Here is a 14,572-nt window from a genome sequence, read left to right as displayed (position 1 = left end):
CGCAGCCGTCTGCCGACGGGGGCCGCGGGCTTGCCGCCTGCCTGGGTTCGGTCAGGTGTTGACGTTGTCGACTTCGGCGTAGTTTTCGCTGCCGGAGTCCCGGTGGGTGACGAACTGCACCGACGAGTCCTGGGTGGCCGTCACCCAGGACGGGGTCGCCGTGGACTTCCCCTGGGTCCAGGTGACCTTGTCGGGGCTGGTCTCCCAGTAGACGGTGCCGGCGTTCTCCCGGATGCGGACCCAGGCGTGCGCTGTCGCGTCGTAGGGGATGACGATGTTGCCAGGGTCGTAGTAGCTGGTCTCGTTGCCGAACAGCAGCACATTGGGGACGGCGTCGTACTTGACGACGATGCGGGTGCCGGCCGTGGGGGAGTTGACGGTCATGATGTTCGACGCTTCGCCGGTGGCGCCGCCGGCGGCGAACGGGAACATGCGCGCCGCGACGGTGCCGCCTTTAAGGGTGTAGGCGCGGGCGGTCTCGATGCTCTCGTAGCCGGTGTTGACGGGGATGCGCGCCCGCCCGCTGACGAGGGTGGGGCCAGCGCTGCGGGAGGTGAACGGCCCCCAGTCGGCGTCGAAGGTGGCCTTGATGTCGGAGACGGTGCCGGTGGCGGCGGCGACGGCGCGCCGTCGGGACGACGCGAGCAGTCCTGTGGTGCGCGCCCTCACGCGACCACGTCGCCCGACAGCAGCCAGGTGTTGGTGGCGACCTTGGTGACCACGCCCTCGGCGTACTGCCCGGCGCTCTTGAACGCGCTGCCCCGGGAGAGGACGGTGGCGCCGCTGCCGGCGGCGAAGGTGATCTGGCCGCCGCCGTACTGCCGCCACGGGAGGGCGATCTCCGTGGCGATCGACACCGCGCTATCCGCTGGCAGGGTGATCGTCAGAGCCGACGACGCGGTGGTGTGCAGAACCGTGTCCGTGGCGTCCCCGGCGACGAGCGTGTACGAGCCGGTGACGGCCTTCTGGGTCAGTCGGCGCTGCGCGGCGCCGACGATGCGGATGTCGTTGCCCGCTGCCGCGGTGGTGCTGGTTGTGCCGATCGCCAAGTTGGAGGTGCCGGCTCCGATGGCGGTGCGGGCGGCCGGGGCGTCGGCGGCGGTGAGGACTGAGCGGCCGACGGTCGTGGAGTCGGTGATGGCCGTCGCGGTGTGCCCGTGATTGCCTGCGGCGGCCTGCTGCGCGCCGGTGCCCAGGGTGCGGATGGAGGCGGTGCCGGCGGCCTGGTCGGCGGTGACCCGGGCGTCATTGCCCTGCACCGCGCTGCCGGCCGCCGTGCCGTAGGAGACGGCGAGGGTGCGGTCGGCCGACAGGTCGCCCCCGCCGGTGAGCCCGGTGCCGGCGAGCACCTGTCGGGTGGGCAGCACCGCCGTCGAGGCGATGGTGATCGTGTCGCCGATGTCGTCCACGGTGACTTGGACGCCGGCGCCGGCGACCAGGGCGGCGCCGACGACGTCCTGCACCGTCTCGGTGACATCCGTGGAGCGCAGATAGCGCAGATCCCCGGCCGCCGGGGTCAGGTACTGGTCGGTGGGGGCGGGAGTGGAGCCGTCGACCAGCAGCCATCCGTAGATGGCGTAGTCATTGACCGCCTGCTTCGACACCTGGGCCCGCCGGTTGCCGAGCTCCGGGTGGTACATGGTCACGAACACGGTCACTGGGTGCCCTCCAAGGTCACGGTCGCCGTGGTGGGTCGAGGTGGTACTCGCGGCGCAGCGCGGCCACGTCTACCCAGGCGCCGGGTGGGGCGTCGGCCGAGTGCTCGGGCGGGTCGTCGGGGGTGTGGCCCAGCAGTGGCTGGCCGGCGTCGTCCCGCGGGTCGGCCAGCGGGGTCACCCGGCGGCGGGACCAGTACGCGGCGGCCAGACTGCCCAGCGCGCCGGCGGCGGTGACGATGCCCACCTCGAGGAGCTCGGCGAGGGCGGCGCCGACGCCGTCGGGCAGAAGCAGGCCATGCTCGGCCAGGACGTGCACGGCGGCGCCGGTGAGCACCGTGGCCGTGGCCGCCGCCCACCCTGCGTCCGCGACCGGCTCCAGGCGGGCGCCGGTCACATCAGCGCGCCGAGGGCGGCGTCGACCAGGGCGTGTACTGCCAGTAGCGCGCCGACCACCAGGGCCAGCAGGGGAGCGGTGATAGCGAGCACCGCGGGCGCGTCCCGCCACCAACCTGCCCGGCGGGCAGGGTTCGCCAGCGCCCCCCAGCGGACGCCGACCCACAGCAGGCGACGTTTCCAGCCGGGAATGCGGCCCTCCGGGTCTTCGGTCTCACAGGCGTGCCGGTCCGCTTCGCGGAGGACGTCAAGGAACAGGGCGTCGACCTCGCGCGAGGTCATCTGCGGAGCGCGGCCTTCGTCGTACGCCCTGCGGAGCTCTACACACCCCTCGTCATGCACGAACGCGGCGTCCTCGTAGGCGCCGGTCGGCGGGATGAACCACCACATGATGCGAGGGGTGGACGCGAGGTCGGAGCGAGTGCCGGCGGGGATCGTGATGACCCTGTCGATGACGCCGTCTCGCCAGACGTAGTTGGTGGGGGCGGTGGACTCGTACCAGCCGCGCCCGACGTAGCGGAGACGGACCCGGTCAGCGAAGGGCACGGGGCTCCTATCAGGGGTCGGTAGCGACGGGCTCTTCGGCAGCCGGCTCTTCGACGGCCGAGGGCTCGTCAGGGGCAGGCTCTTCGGCGGGCGACTCCTCGACGGGAGGCGGGGGTTCGAGCGCCGCCACGCGGGCGGTCAGGTCGGCCAGCGCCGCCTGCATCTGCGCGCCGCCCTGCTCCAGCGCGGCCACGCGCCCGGCCAGGCCGGTCATCTGCTCGCGGGCTGACCTGACCGTCGCGAGCGTGGACTGGGCGAAGTCGGCGGTCGCCTCGAGCAGCAGCAGCGTGGCGTTGATGCGCTGCACCTCCGCGGCGAGGCCGTCGAGGGTGCCCACGAGGCCAGCGCGGAGCGCCTCGTGCGCCAGGTCGGGCAGCGGGGTGCGGATGTCCGGCAGCTGGTCAGGCATAGCCGCGCGCCTCCCGAGCCTGTTGAAGGGCTTCGCGGGCCGCGGCGATCGTGTCCGGGTCCAGGGGGTCAGCGGTGAGCGCGGCGAGGAGGTTCCGGCCGGCGTCGATGATGGCCTGGTCGAGGTCGAACACGTCCGCCGGTGACGGGTCGGTCAAGGAGCCCCTTCCGGTTGACGGTCAGCAGAGCAAGGGCAGCAGGCTGCAGGTGAGGTCGGCGACGGGCCCGCGGGCCGGTTCGGACTGGCCGGGCTGCGGAGACGGGGCGGGCGGGGTGGGCGGAGTGGTCGGCTGCTCGTCGTCTCGCTGCGGCGCGCCGCCGTCCGCGGGGGCCGGCGCAACGTCCGGGACAGCGGTGGGTGCTGGGCTCGACGGCCGCTCTTCCGCCGCTGTGGCCGGGCCGGAAGTGGCTACCTCCGGCCCGAACTCGGCCGCGGCGTTGGCCGGCTCCTCGGTCGGCGGCAGGTCCGCGGCCGACGGAGCCGCCACCCCCGGCTGCTCGCAACCCAGCCGGGCGCGCACCTCGGCCGCACCCGGGGACTCGGCCGGGAGATCGGCGAGCACCTCGCACAGCAACTGCCGCAGTTGCTCTCGCGTCTCGGCGTCCCGCTCGGCGGCGGCGTCCCGCTCGGCGTCCCGCTGCCGGGTGCGCTCCGCCAGGTCCTCCTCGAGCACCGTCAGCCGCCGCTCGACCGCTGCCGCGGTCTGGTCCGCGCGGACCGCCGCCGCGTACGTGAGGTACACCGACAGCAGCGACGCCGCCAGGGCCAGCCCCACCAACGCGAACGCGATGGTGCGGCCGGTGCGGACCGTCCAGCGGGTGGGCCGGCGGGCGGGCGGCAGCGGGGCGTTGTCGTCGGGGATGGCCGGCGCGGCCGCCGTGTCGGGGCGGTGCTTGGTCATGGCGCCGCCTCACTCGGGTGCTCTAGAGGGGGCAGTGCCTTCGGGCTGATGCCGGCCGCGGCGAGCTCGTCGCGCAGCGCGTACGCGTGCGCCTTCCACCGGTCCCGGGAGTACTCGGCGCGTTCCCGGGCCGCGCGTTCGTCGTCGGCTTCCTTCGCCGCCGCCGCGGCGCTCTTCGCCGCCGCCTCGGTCAGCCCCTGGTAGCCGGTGGTCACGTAGTTCCGTCGGGTGGCGAGGGCGGTGACCAGCGCCGCGATCCCGCCACCGCCGAGGAGGGCGACGGCGATGGCGATGAGGGTCGGGACGTATCCGGTGTCGATACCCGCCTCGGCGGCGAGCGGCCCGGCGGCCAGCATCCGGGCCTACCCCCGTCCGTGGTCGCCGGCCTCCGTGGGGCTGATCGGCTTGGCCAGCAGGACGAGGAGCCACAGCGCGGCGAGGGCGAGCGGCTTGGACAGGGCGGGCCACACGATCTGCCCGCCGGTGACGACCCACGAGGCGGCGAACGATGCTGCGACGGTGAGGTACAGGCACATGCCGCCGGACAGCACCCAGGCCAGGAGTTCGCCGGGGCGGGCGAGGGCGTAGACGAGGATGAGCGCGGTGGCGAGGTAGATCGCGCCCATCACCTCGGAGCCGGGGAAGGAGCGGAGCACCGCCCACGACGGGGTCTGGACGGCCTGGTCGCCGCCGTAGATGAGCCCGGCCCCGTCGAACAGGGCGACCCCGACCAGGACGACGGCGATCGCCCGGGCCGTGATGACCCGGACGGGCGGTGTGGGTGAGCTGTGCGCGGCCACTGTCAGGAGACGGGCCCCGTGGCCGGGTCGCCGTCGCGGGCGCGCCGGTCCATGGCGATGGCGGTCGCCTCGGCCAGGGCGGCGATGAACTCGCGGTCCTGGGCCAGGGCGGCGGCCACCGTGGCCGCGTCCGCCGCAGCCGCGGCCGGAGCGGGGGCGGACAGCTTGGCCACGGCAGCCTTCACCTCGGCTGCGGTCTGCGCCGCAGCCCGGGCGTGGGCCTCGGCATTGGCGATCCGGTCGTACGGCCAGTCGCCGCCGGTCTTCGACACCCGGTCGGCCGGGGTCCGGCACATCGCCGCCCGGTTCATCATGTTCTCGAAGTCCTCGCGGTCCCGGTACCAGGCCATGTCGATGATCTCCCCAAGCGGGTCGGGCGGGGTTGCGGTGAGGTTGGCGGCGTCCCGACGGAACGCGGCCATGTCGTAGGTCTTGCCGTTCGCGTAGCCGACGTCCCACTTGCCGGTCACGCTGGTCTCGGCGTGGGCGCGGACGCGGTTGATGTCCCCGCCGCCGACCACCTTGGCGGCGGCCTTGGCCCACACGTGAGCGACGCGCAGCTGCCCGGCGAGCATCGGCACGCTGCCGGCGTAGTCGATCTCCAGGCCGAGCACCCGGGGGTTGAACAAGCTGGTGACGGGCAGCGGGCCCATGCTCTTGCCGCCCGAGGCTCCGGCGTGGTTGGCCGGGTTCGCGCTCATCACGTGCAGGCGTGGGGCGTCCACGGTGCAGGCGGGGCCGGCGAAGTTGCACAGCGGCCCGGACAGCCCGACCCGGCCGTCCCGCAGGATGGTCTGGGTGGGGAACGGGCGGGTCAGGCTGGACGCGCTGGCCGTGTGGTGGACGATGCCGCCCTCGTAGTTCGCCGACGTCCCGTTGCCCCGGGTCTCCCACCCGGGCTCGTAGGAGACGATCAGGCGGGGTTCGAGGCGGCGGCACTCGGCAACGACTTCGAGGATGACCTGGACCGCGTCACGCCTCCCCACGGAGCACCTCCTCGTCGCGCAGTGCGGCCTGGACCTCGCGGGCGTACAGCTCGGGGTCGATCCCGGCGAGCGCGTCGGAGTCGGGCCGCAGGTAGGGGGCGTCCGGTTCGGCGTCGAGTTCGCCGACGATCCGCACCATCGACGGGTCGTCCGGGTGCTCAATCACCCACGTGCGGACGTCGTCGGCGTTCGTCTCCGGGTCGTCGTCGGCGTCGGCGACCGCGGACAGGTGCGCGATCACGTGCACCCGCTCGGCGTCGATCGCGGCCTGGTCGTCGGCGGGTACGTCGCGGACGTAGCGCATGAAGGACCTCCGGTCAGGAGCGCACGAAGGAGAGCGCCATGTTGGTGCGCTTCGCCAGCGCGTCGTTGCCGGTGTCCAGGCCGCCGGAGTAGCTGGCGTACATCCACACCGCTATCCGCGACCCCGCCACGAGTCGGTTCTCGAAGTGGCAGTTGACCTCGGCGATAGCGCCGACCCCGGGGGCGTACATCTGGGCGCCGTGGACGATGCTGCTGGCGCCGATGTCGTCGGACCAGTAGCTCAGCAGGGTGACGCCGTCGTTGGTGCCGCGGCGCATGGTGGAGATACCGCGCCACACGCCGGTGCGGTGCACCGTGAAGTACGAGAAGTCCGCCGACGGGGTGACGTCCGGGTGTGTGTACTCGGCGACGGCGAACGTCACCCGCGTGCCGTTGCCGGTGGTGGCGATCGACGTGTTGGAGCCGACCGCCGCCCGGTAGCGGACCGACGGCGCCCCGGACCCGAACACCGTCTCGATGTCGCTGACCAGGTTCGCGAAGTCCTGCGGCACGTTGGGGCGGACGCCGACCAGTTCGGGGTAGCGCAGGCCGCTCTCAGAAGTGGGCACACGAGCTCCTTTAGGGCGCGCCGATGGTGCGGTACGCGATCGTGATCTGGTTGTCGAGGTAGTCGCACACCACGCGGTGACCGGCGGCGGGGGTGTAGTTGTCGGCGTAGCCGTTGACCGTCAGCTCCTGGCCGCGCCACCGGATCTTCACCACGGCGTTGCCGTCCCTCGCGGCGCCGGCCGTGACCGAGGCGACGACGGCGCGGAAGCGGGTGGTGGGGCGGTCGGCAAGCCGGTCGGACTGGGCGTCGGCGAGCCGGTGCGCGGCGGCCTGCACCCTCCGGGACAGGGTCACGAGCCCCCCTCGATCTCCTCGGTGCGGGTGGAGCGGCCCTCAATCCGCTGCGCGCCGCCGTCGACGGTCAGCGGGTGGGTGACGGTGTCGGCGATGTGCCGCTCCACCGCCCGCGGCAGGTCGTACCGCTCCCGGGCCGGCAGCACGTCGAGGGCGTCCATCGCGTCGACCGCCGGGTTGGGCACCTGCCCCAGCGACACCTGGGAGGCCAAGCCGGTGACGCGGGACAGGATGGTGCGCCCGGCGTCCCGCGCCTGGTTCGCCGTCATCGGCAGCGGCGTGTCCCAGTAGTAGGTGACCACCCCGAACGGGCCGGCCAGGTCCGGGCGGCCCAGCGGGTCGGGCCCGGCGTAGGTGGGTGAGGACGGGTCGTCGTCCCACACCACCTGGGTGGGGAACAGTTCGCCCTCGGTCGCGCTGGAGGACACGACGACGACGTTGCGAGTGCTCTCCCGGGAGCGCTGCCGGTCCAGGGCGGTGAGGACGCCCATCCGGGAGGAGTCCACGAGCCAGTCCGCCGAGCGGGCCGCGGTAGGCACGTCGTCGATCGTGGCCACACCGTTGCGGTCGAAGTACACCCAGCAGCCGATGCCGTCGGCCAGCTTGATGATGGCCTGGTCGCGGTCCTTCTCCCACGTCTGCAGCCCGACCCGGTTGGTCTTCTTGGTGCGGGTGATGACCGGCTCGCCGGAGCCGAGGGCGCCACGGATCAGGGCGGTGATCTGCCCCGTCACCGACAGGCCGGGTGTGGACGACGTCGGGACGATGAACCTCGCGCGCTGGATCTTGCGCCACTTGTCCGGGGCGGTCAGCGACAGGCCGCCGCCGGCGTCGTCCAGCTGCTCCCGGTCGACGTCGAATACGCCCATCGGGATCGTGATCCACGACCGGTTGGCCAGCCGCACGTGGGTGCGGGCGGTGAGCGTCGTGCCGGTCGGTGCCAGCCGGTCGAACAGGCCCGGCGCCGAGGCGAGCTCCAGGTTCAGGGTGCGCCGTACCCCCGGCCGGGTGGTGTCGATGATGCTGCCGCCGACCGGGCGCAGGTCCTGCGCTCCTTCGGTGGGCACCCCGTTCACGGCGGCGTCCACCGAGCAGTACCAGTCCACCGGCGACCGGATCGCCCGCCGGTACAGGCCGGGGTCGGGCATGCCCAGGTACGCCACCGACGCCGCCTCCTCTTTCCCCGGGTCAGGGCCCGGAGAGCAGGTCGTAGTAGGTGGGGTAGGCGGCCAGCAGTGCCGCGTAGTCCTCGTAGTCGGCGAGGATGTCGGCGTAGTCCCGTTCGGCCTGCGACCCGCCCTCGGGCCGGTCGGTCACCAGCAGCGGCAGCTGCCAGTGCCGGCGCGGCTCGGGCGCGTAGGGCATCAGCCGCTGCTCGACGCTGTCGCCCACCGACACGTACTCGGCGTTGATGCCCCACCCCCAGGAGGCGGGGACGTTGAGCAGCAGCACCCCGGCGTCCTCGAGGAGGGCGTCGACTGCGGTGCGGTCGGCGTCGGTGGTGGTGCGCACCGTGAGCGTCCACTCGGGGGCCTTGCGTTGCCCGTCGGACTGGGTGACCGTGTGCTTGCGACCGGAGGGCTGGTGCACGCCGCGGGTGACCCTGCGGGTGCGTTCGGAGATGCCGGCGGCGAGTACGGGGCGGGACAGCGCGGGCACCCCGGGGTGTATGAGCCACACGTCGTCGGCGTCGACGACGACCTGCGCCGACGCCACCCCGGGACTCTCGATGCTGCTGTACGCGACCGGCGCGCCCAGGGGCGCTTCGTAGTCGTACAGGGTGCCGATGCGGGTGGTGCCGGACGTGGCCAGCGGCAGCGGCGCCCCATCCCCGGTGCGCACCGGCACGACGACACCGTCCGGGCCGGTGCGGGTGACCGTCACCTGCGTGACCGCCGGGTCGCCGGTGTCGACGACGTCCAGCCGGATGCGGGGCGGGTCGTCCGGGCCGGTCGAGGGCTCCACGGTGGGGGTGACCGTGACGGTGCTCATCCGTTCAGCCGCCCCCTGTCCGTGGTGCTCGCGAAGGCGTCGACGACGACGGTCTCGGCTTCCACCCGGGCCATGCCACGCCACTCCTGCCCGTCGAGGTAGACGGCGACCGGGGCCGCGGCGACCGTGATCCGCAGCGGCACCCCGGCGGCGCCCGCGGCGGGGGAGGCCCCGTAGCCGGGCATCGCCGCGGCCGCGTACCCGGGCGCCGGGGCGGCGAACTGCGCCGCAGCTTCGGCGTTCGCCAGCCGCTGCAGCGTGGACCACTGCGGCTGAGTGAACACGGCCATGTGCTCGTTGCCGCCGGTGCGGTTGTCCACCAGCGACAGTCCCGGCCGCACCAGGCCACCCCGGTCGTACAGCGACACGTGCACGTGGTCGCGGTGCTGCAGCGTGTCCGACCGGCCGCCCCCGGGGTGCCCGTACGGGCCCCAGCCGCGCCCGGAGTTGATCTGATCCCGCCAGATCACGTACTTCGTGCCGAACTGACCCGGGTTCGTCACGAAGTGGCTCGCGATCCGGTTGCCCAGCGCGATCGACGCCGCCGACTTGTAGTTCGGGATCATCACGTCGATCGCCTTGCCGAGCGCGTGATCCGACAGCGTCTTGGTGCCCGCGATCGTCCTGTACGAGTAGCCGCCGATGTTGGTGACACCGAACGTCTTCATCACGAACGCCCGCGCTGCCGCCGCGGCCGGCCCCAGCCCGCCGACCCCGTTCGGGGTGCGCTTGCCGACCCCGAAGCTCCCCCCGGCCAGGCCGGGGGAGTGCTCCCGCATCCACGCCGTGGCCTCGTCGTAGCCGCGCTGCATGGTCGCGTCGCCGGCCGTGGAGATCGGGGCCTGGTACGGCGCGGTCGACGGCGGCCGCGGCACGTCGTCGGCGATCGCGAACCCACCACTGGCGAACGCCTGAACGTCCACGCCGAGGCGGCGGCCGGTCTCCCGCCAGATGTCCAGCGAGCGGTCACGCTTCGCCGGCGCCAGCGGGATGTACGCCTCCCCGCCGGTCTCCGGCTCCGCCCACACCCGCCAGTCGCCCGGGCGGGCGATCTGCGCCACGTGGTCCTCCACGCCGCCGTTGGCGTAGAAGTCCATGACCCCGCCGTCGGCCTGGAAGAGCCGGGTCGTGACGCCCATGCGGCCGCTCGCCAGGGCCTGGATCGGGTTCTTCCCCAGAGACTCCATGATCGGGTTCAGCCCGCTGGCGAGGTTCACCCCGTACTGCGCGGCGATCCTCGACACCTCGTCGGCGCCGATGCCCAGCTGCTGGGAGATCGCCAGCGCGGTCGCGCCGGCACCGTCCCGGCCGACCGCCTCCATGACGCGCATCTGGTTGGACAGCTCCGTCGCCGCCCCAGACCCGCCCAGGTGCGCCTCGCGGATCAGCGCGTCCTTCATGCGCTGGAAGTCGCCCTCGGTGGCGGTGGCCATCTGCGCGGTGATCTGCGCGCCCTCCACGCCCATGTCGGCGAGGATCTGGCCGACCTCCAGGCCGCCCCGCTGGGTGACGGTGACGACGTTGGCCCGCCAGTTCTCCTGCGCGAGGATCTGCTCCTCGAGCTTGGTGGCGTACTCGTCGAGGGAGACCGTGACGTCGCCGACGTAGTCCCGCCACGAGTCCTCGGAGGACGCGGTGGCGGCGGCGGTCGCCTCGGCGGACTCCCGCTCCTTCGCCATCTTGTCGTCCAGCAGGCCCTTGTACACGTCCAGGGGCTCGATGAACGAGGACCCGATCTTGGCCTGCTCCTCGATCCAGTCGGTGAGGGCCTGCTGAGCTGCCTGGGTCTGGGCCAGCGAGGTGTTCATCGCGTCACCGGTGGCGGCGGTGGCGGCGGCGATCTCCTGCTGCTTGGTGACGGTCTCCCCGGTGGCCCCGGCCAGCTCCCCGAACGCCGCCCGGGCGTCGCGGGCCGCGATGCCCTGGTCGGTGAACCCGGCGTTGATCGCACCGGTGGCGTCGACGATGTCCTGCCGCTGACCGCCGATGTAGGTGTCGAACGCCCCGTTGACCTCATCCAGAGCGCCGGGCACCCCGAGGATGGCGTCGGTCATCACCGTGACGTCGATGCCGAGGCGCCGCGCCCAGTCGTTGAGCCCGTTGTCGACGAGGTCCTTGGCGGCGGCGGCGCGCACCGTGTCGTCGATGGCGCCCTTGGTCTGCTCCAACGCGGCGGTCAGGTTGTCCGCCGAGGACGCGGCGTCGTCGCTGGAGTCGCTGGAGTCGCCGAGGACGGAGGCCAGCAGGGACACGCCGGTGACGACACCGGCGATCGCCAGCCCCCACGGGCCGCCGAACACCCCCAGCAGCCCCGCCGCAGCCCCGCGCAGTCGCCCGGTGGACGACACGGCGCCCTCGTTAGCCAGCGACCAGCCCAGCACGGCTGCGGCCATGCGGTCGAACGCCCCCGACACCGGGCCCTTGAGCGCGGCCACCCCGCCGAGGGCGAGGATCGCGACCTGCACCGGCCCCGGCAGCGACGTGAAGAAGCCGATGGCGTCACCGCCGGCGTCGACGATCGCCGTCAGCGCCTGCACGGCCTCCCGCAGCGCACCCTGCGTCCCGGCGCCGAGCTCGGTGAAGAAGGTGTCCGCGGCGCCGCCGAGGCGCTCTAGGTCCCCGGCGAGGTTGTCGGTGAGCTGCGAGGCTTGCCGGGTGGCGAAGCCCTGGTCGTTGACCTTCGCGGTCCACTCGGCCACGCCCTCCGCGCCGGCGGAGTACAGCACCGATGCGGCGCGGACCGCGTCGGAGCCGAAGATGGTCTCCAGGGTGGCGTTGCGCTGCTCCTCGGACATGCCGGCCAGGGCGCCGCGCAGCTTGCCCGCGTAGGCCTCCAGGCCGATGAACGCGCCCTGGGAGTCGTAGGCGGTGATGCCCAGGGACTCCATCGCGTTGGCCGCGGCCGCCGAGTTGGGGGTGAGGGCCTGCAGCATCGTCTTGAAGCTGGTGCCCGCGTCCGACCCGACCAGGCCGTTGGAGGCGAAGAGGGCGAGGGCGCCGGCGGTGTCCTCGATGGACAGGCCGGTCTGGTTGGCGACTAGCGCGGACTGGTTGAGCGCCATGCCCAGGTCGTAGACCGAGCCCTGCGCCTTCCCCGCGCCCGCGGCGAGCAGGTCGGCGACGTGGGACATCTGCGAGCCCTCGAGGCCGAACACCGACAGGGCGGTGGCGCCGATCTCGGCGGCGTCGGCGACCTCCAGCTGCCCGGCCGCAGCGAGGTTCAGAGCGCCGGTCAGCCCGCCGTCGAGGATGTCGGCGGTCTGCACGCCGGCCTTGGACAGCTCGGTGATGCCCGCGGCGGCCTCGGTTGCGGAGTACTGGGTGGAGGCGCCGGCGTCGAGGGCGGCCTGCCGCAGCCGGCCGAGTTCGGCGCCGGATGCCTGGGAGGCGGCGGCGACGGCGGACATGGACCGGTCGAAGTCCATGCCGCGGTAGGCGGCGTAGCCGAAGCCGAGGGTGACCGCGCCCAGCCCGGCGGTCAACGGGGTCAGCGAGGTGCCCAGCAGCGCGTTAGAGCCGGCGAGGGCGGTGGCCGCGGACTGCTGTGTGCGGGCGGCGAGGGTGGCCTGCTCGCGGGCGGTCGCGTTCGCCCGGGTCGCGGTCGTGTTCGCCGCGGTGGTGACAGACTCCCGGCCCAGTGCCGTGCTCTGCCCGTCGATGGCCGCGGTGAACCCCGCCGCGGACTGGGCAGCCCGGGAGTTGACCGCCGCCGAACGGGCGGCAGCCTCGCCGTCGAGGGCCTGCAGGCCGAGCTTCTCCCGCAGCGACGCCGCGGACCGCTGGTAGGTAGCGGTGGTGCCGGACACCGCCCCGGAGAGGCGGGTGTTCGCGGAGACGACCGCGGACGAGGCGGCGTTCTCCGCGGCGGCGAGCGCGGTGGCCGACTGCACCTGGGCGCGGCGGGCGGCGGTCTGCCGGGTCGAGCCGGAGACGACCGCGTCGGTGGCGCGGGTGCTAGCGGCGGTGACCTGCCCCGCGGCGGCCTGCTGTGCGCGCGCGGAGGCGGTGGCGCCGGCGGCGGCCTTCTCGTTGGCGCCGGTGACCGTGGCGCTGTAGGTGGCGACGTCGCGGCCGGCCTGGGCGAGGACGGGGGACAGCAGGTTCCGCCCGGTCAGCACCGTCTCGAGCACGCGCGACACCGGCTACCCCCTGTCCTCGGCTCAGTTCGTTCGGGCGGCCTTCGCGGCCTCGCGGGCTACCGCTATTTCGCGGCGTTCCAGGTGGGCGATGAACCCCGGCAGCGGGCGGCCGTTGTCGTCCTTCGGCAGCGCCTCCTGCTGCATGGCCAGCACGTCGTGACCGCGGCAGTAGTGGGTGGCGCCGACGTAGGCGTCGCGGTCTTCGGCCCACTCGTCGGCCCGGGTGCCGCACGAGCAGGTAGCGGCCTGGTCGGCCTGCCAGGCGAGGGCGAACCCGCGGGCCAGCGGGGACCACTCGGCCCACGCGTCATACGAGATGCCGCGCGGGACGATGTAGTCCAGCTCGGCCTTTAGCTGCGAGTCCGCCCGGAGCTGAAAACCAGCGCGGAGGTGTCCACGGCGTCCTCGTGCACCCGCACGCAGGCGTTCACCAGCATGTTGAACTCCGGCTCGGACCAGGCGTCGCGGTAGCCCTGCGCGTCCTCCAGGGACGTCTCGGGGTCGATGACGCAGGCGGCGATCAGACGGGGGGCGAACTCGTCGCGGTTCCACGCGGCCTTCGCCTTGTCGTTCTGCACGTCGGCGCGGACCCGGGCGTGGTCGGCGTCGGTGGGCGGGAACTCGGCCTTGAGAGCCCGGTAGGCGACCGGCGGCATGGCGCGGATCTTCACGCTGACCACGCCGACGCCGTCGTCGGCGGCCGGCTGCAGCTCGTCGGCTGCGGCCTGGGCCTCGTCCACGACGGCCTGCAGCTCGCCCATGGTGATCTCCGGTTCGGCGCGGCGGCGGGCGTTGCGCAGCTCGAGCTGCGCGGCCTGCAGGACGCGGCGGGCCTCGGCGTAGGCCTCCACGGCCTCGTGGTCGAGGACGACGGCGTGCGTGGTCTCGCGGGGCTTCTTGCCCTTGAGGAGGGACAGCTTGTTCTTCGTGGACACGGGTGGTCTCCAGGGGTCGCGGTGGAGGTGGTGGGCCCCGGCCGGGCGCGGGCGCGACACACCGGCCCGGCCGGAGCCGATCAGGGGGAGGGGCGGGTCAGACCGTGGCGGCGGCGGCCGGGACGACGGCGTTCTGCTCCGGCACCTCGCGGATGGAGAACCCGACCTGGTACTGGCCGGCCGCGGACAGGTCGATCTGGTCGTTGACGCCGGTGGAGGTCACCTGCCACACCTCCATGCGCTTGCCGGGCACGTCCCCGTAGGGCATGCGGTAGATCGTCAGCTCGCTGTCCTTGGCGAGGACGTCGCGCGCGGGGTCGCCGGTGGCGGCGCCCTGCAGGATCTCGTCCCACATGTTCAGCGACGAGTCGCCGGCCGAGTCGATGCCGGCGACCGTCTTGTCGAACCGGGACCCCATGTCCGGGGTCGTCACCGGGCTGTTCGTCAGGGCGAAGCCGTTGACGGCGGCGATGGACTCGGTGATCACCGTGCTCGCGGTGATCTCGGCGCGGGTGGGGGCGGCCGGGTTGGCCGGGGCGGCGGGGGAGACGAGCCAGCGTTCGATACCCCTGCGGATGGCGCGCGACATGGGTCAGGACTCCTTGGAGTTGTCGGGGCCCTTGCCGGGCGTCTTGGGGGCGGGCTT

At 73.4% G+C, this 14,572-nt stretch carries 19 protein-coding genes; all 19 read right to left on the bottom strand.

Annotation, left to right across the window (positions count from 1 at the left end):
• Nucleotides 1–51 precede the first annotated feature (51 nt).
• The 19 genes from CNO22_RS12585 to CNO22_RS12510 all read right to left on the bottom strand — a co-directional run bounded on the left by CNO22_RS12585 (nucleotide 52) and on the right by CNO22_RS12510 (nucleotide 14,515).
• On the bottom strand, nucleotides 52–669 hold the full coding sequence (locus CNO22_RS12585) for a hypothetical protein (RefSeq protein ID WP_100499700.1): 618 nt from the start codon (nucleotides 667–669) through the stop codon (nucleotides 52–54).
• Entirely contained in the window at nucleotides 666–1,658 is a 993-nt protein-coding gene (locus tag CNO22_RS12580) for a hypothetical protein (RefSeq protein ID WP_100499699.1), read from the bottom strand. The genes CNO22_RS12585 and CNO22_RS12580 overlap by 4 nt, the downstream gene beginning before the upstream one ends.
• Nucleotides 1,659–1,674: 16 nt before the next feature.
• A complete protein-coding gene (locus CNO22_RS27680) occupies nucleotides 1,675–2,052 on the bottom strand; it encodes a hypothetical protein (RefSeq protein WP_157936928.1) in 378 nt (125 codons plus the stop codon).
• Nucleotides 2,049–2,597, bottom strand: a complete 549-nt coding sequence (locus tag CNO22_RS12575) for a DUF1353 domain-containing protein (protein WP_157936927.1) — start codon at nucleotides 2,595–2,597, stop codon at nucleotides 2,049–2,051. The genes CNO22_RS27680 and CNO22_RS12575 overlap by 4 nt, the downstream gene beginning before the upstream one ends.
• Nucleotides 2,598–2,607: 10 nt before the next feature.
• Nucleotides 2,608–3,006 carry a hypothetical protein gene (locus tag CNO22_RS12570; RefSeq protein ID WP_100499697.1) on the bottom strand — a complete coding sequence of 133 codons (399 nt, stop codon included), beginning with the start codon at nucleotides 3,004–3,006 and terminating at the stop codon, nucleotides 2,608–2,610.
• Nucleotides 2,999–3,139 carry a periplasmic heavy metal sensor gene (locus tag CNO22_RS27675; RefSeq protein WP_198588290.1) on the bottom strand — a complete coding sequence of 47 codons (141 nt, stop codon included), beginning with the start codon at nucleotides 3,137–3,139 and terminating at the stop codon, nucleotides 2,999–3,001. The genes CNO22_RS12570 and CNO22_RS27675 overlap by 8 nt, the downstream gene beginning before the upstream one ends.
• A 45-nt stretch (nucleotides 3,140–3,184) precedes the next feature.
• Nucleotides 3,185–3,907 (bottom strand): hypothetical protein, encoded by a 723-nt coding sequence (locus CNO22_RS12565; protein WP_100499696.1) that lies wholly within the window; start codon nucleotides 3,905–3,907, stop codon nucleotides 3,185–3,187.
• Entirely contained in the window at nucleotides 3,904–4,263 is a 360-nt protein-coding gene (locus tag CNO22_RS12560) for a hypothetical protein (RefSeq protein WP_100499695.1), read from the bottom strand. The genes CNO22_RS12565 and CNO22_RS12560 overlap by 4 nt, the downstream gene beginning before the upstream one ends.
• A gap of 6 nt (nucleotides 4,264–4,269) precedes the next feature.
• Nucleotides 4,270–4,707 carry a hypothetical protein gene (locus CNO22_RS12555; protein ID WP_100499694.1) on the bottom strand — a complete coding sequence of 146 codons (438 nt, stop codon included), beginning with the start codon at nucleotides 4,705–4,707 and terminating at the stop codon, nucleotides 4,270–4,272.
• Between the two features lie 2 nt (nucleotides 4,708–4,709).
• Nucleotides 4,710–5,693, bottom strand: a complete 984-nt coding sequence (locus CNO22_RS12550) for a hypothetical protein (RefSeq protein WP_100499693.1) — start codon at nucleotides 5,691–5,693, stop codon at nucleotides 4,710–4,712.
• A complete protein-coding gene (locus tag CNO22_RS12545) occupies nucleotides 5,680–5,997 on the bottom strand; it encodes a hypothetical protein (RefSeq protein WP_100499692.1) in 318 nt (105 codons plus the stop codon). Before CNO22_RS12545 ends, CNO22_RS12550 begins: the two co-directional genes overlap by 14 nt.
• Before the next feature lie 13 nt (nucleotides 5,998–6,010).
• Nucleotides 6,011–6,565 carry a hypothetical protein gene (locus CNO22_RS12540; protein WP_100499691.1) on the bottom strand — a complete coding sequence of 185 codons (555 nt, stop codon included), beginning with the start codon at nucleotides 6,563–6,565 and terminating at the stop codon, nucleotides 6,011–6,013.
• Nucleotides 6,566–6,575: 10 nt separating this feature from the next.
• The gene (locus CNO22_RS12535; protein WP_100499690.1) at nucleotides 6,576–6,860 is read right to left on the bottom strand and encodes a hypothetical protein; all 285 of its coding nucleotides are present in this window, start codon (nucleotides 6,858–6,860) and stop codon (nucleotides 6,576–6,578) included.
• A complete protein-coding gene (locus CNO22_RS12530; RefSeq protein WP_100499689.1) occupies nucleotides 6,857–8,023 on the bottom strand; it encodes a hypothetical protein in 1,167 nt (388 codons plus the stop codon). Before CNO22_RS12530 ends, CNO22_RS12535 begins: the two co-directional genes overlap by 4 nt.
• Nucleotides 8,024–8,048: 25 nt before the next feature.
• Entirely contained in the window at nucleotides 8,049–8,852 is an 804-nt protein-coding gene (locus CNO22_RS12525) for a hypothetical protein (protein WP_100499688.1), read from the bottom strand.
• Nucleotides 8,849–12,991: a phage tail tape measure protein gene (locus CNO22_RS12520; protein WP_100499687.1), complete on the bottom strand. Its 4,143-nt coding sequence runs from the start codon at nucleotides 12,989–12,991 to the stop codon at nucleotides 8,849–8,851. Before CNO22_RS12520 ends, CNO22_RS12525 begins: the two co-directional genes overlap by 4 nt.
• Nucleotides 12,992–13,012: 21 nt before the next feature.
• Nucleotides 13,013–13,144, bottom strand: a complete 132-nt coding sequence (locus CNO22_RS29690; RefSeq protein WP_269799593.1) for a hypothetical protein — start codon at nucleotides 13,142–13,144, stop codon at nucleotides 13,013–13,015.
• Nucleotides 13,145–13,341: 197 nt separating this feature from the next.
• Nucleotides 13,342–13,926 (bottom strand): hypothetical protein, encoded by a 585-nt coding sequence (locus CNO22_RS12515; RefSeq protein WP_100499686.1) that lies wholly within the window; start codon nucleotides 13,924–13,926, stop codon nucleotides 13,342–13,344.
• A 97-nt stretch (nucleotides 13,927–14,023) separates the two neighbouring features.
• The gene (locus tag CNO22_RS12510; protein WP_157936925.1) at nucleotides 14,024–14,515 is read right to left on the bottom strand and encodes a phage tail tube protein; all 492 of its coding nucleotides are present in this window, start codon (nucleotides 14,513–14,515) and stop codon (nucleotides 14,024–14,026) included.
• Between the last annotated feature and the right edge of the window lie 57 nt (nucleotides 14,516–14,572).

The organism is Geodermatophilus chilensis, assembly GCF_002802985.1.
Taxonomy (GTDB): Bacteria; Actinomycetota; Actinomycetes; order Mycobacteriales; family Geodermatophilaceae; genus Geodermatophilus; species Geodermatophilus chilensis.
The sequence above is the reverse complement of the archived record's forward strand: the minus strand, read 5'-3'. Positions and strand labels throughout refer to the sequence as shown.

What these genes read in the sequence shown, in the direction of transcription:
- CNO22_RS12560 (WP_100499695.1), bottom strand. Translation starts at nt 4,263, where the DNA reads ATGCTGGCCGCCGGGCCGCTCGCCGCCGAGGCGGGTATCGACACCGGA.
- CNO22_RS12570 (WP_100499697.1), bottom strand. Translation starts at nt 3,006, where the DNA reads ATGCCTGACCAGCTGCCGGACATCCGCACCCCGCTGCCCGACCTGGCG.
- CNO22_RS12525 (WP_100499688.1), bottom strand. Translation starts at nt 8,852, where the DNA reads ATGAGCACCGTCACGGTCACCCCCACCGTGGAGCCCTCGACCGGCCCG.
- CNO22_RS12565 (WP_100499696.1), bottom strand. Translation starts at nt 3,907, where the DNA reads ATGACCAAGCACCGCCCCGACACGGCGGCCGCGCCGGCCATCCCCGAC.
- CNO22_RS12545 (WP_100499692.1), bottom strand. Translation starts at nt 5,997, where the DNA reads ATGCGCTACGTCCGCGACGTACCCGCCGACGACCAGGCCGCGATCGAC.
- CNO22_RS12510 (WP_157936925.1), bottom strand. Translation starts at nt 14,515, where the DNA reads ATGTCGCGCGCCATCCGCAGGGGTATCGAACGCTGGCTCGTCTCCCCC.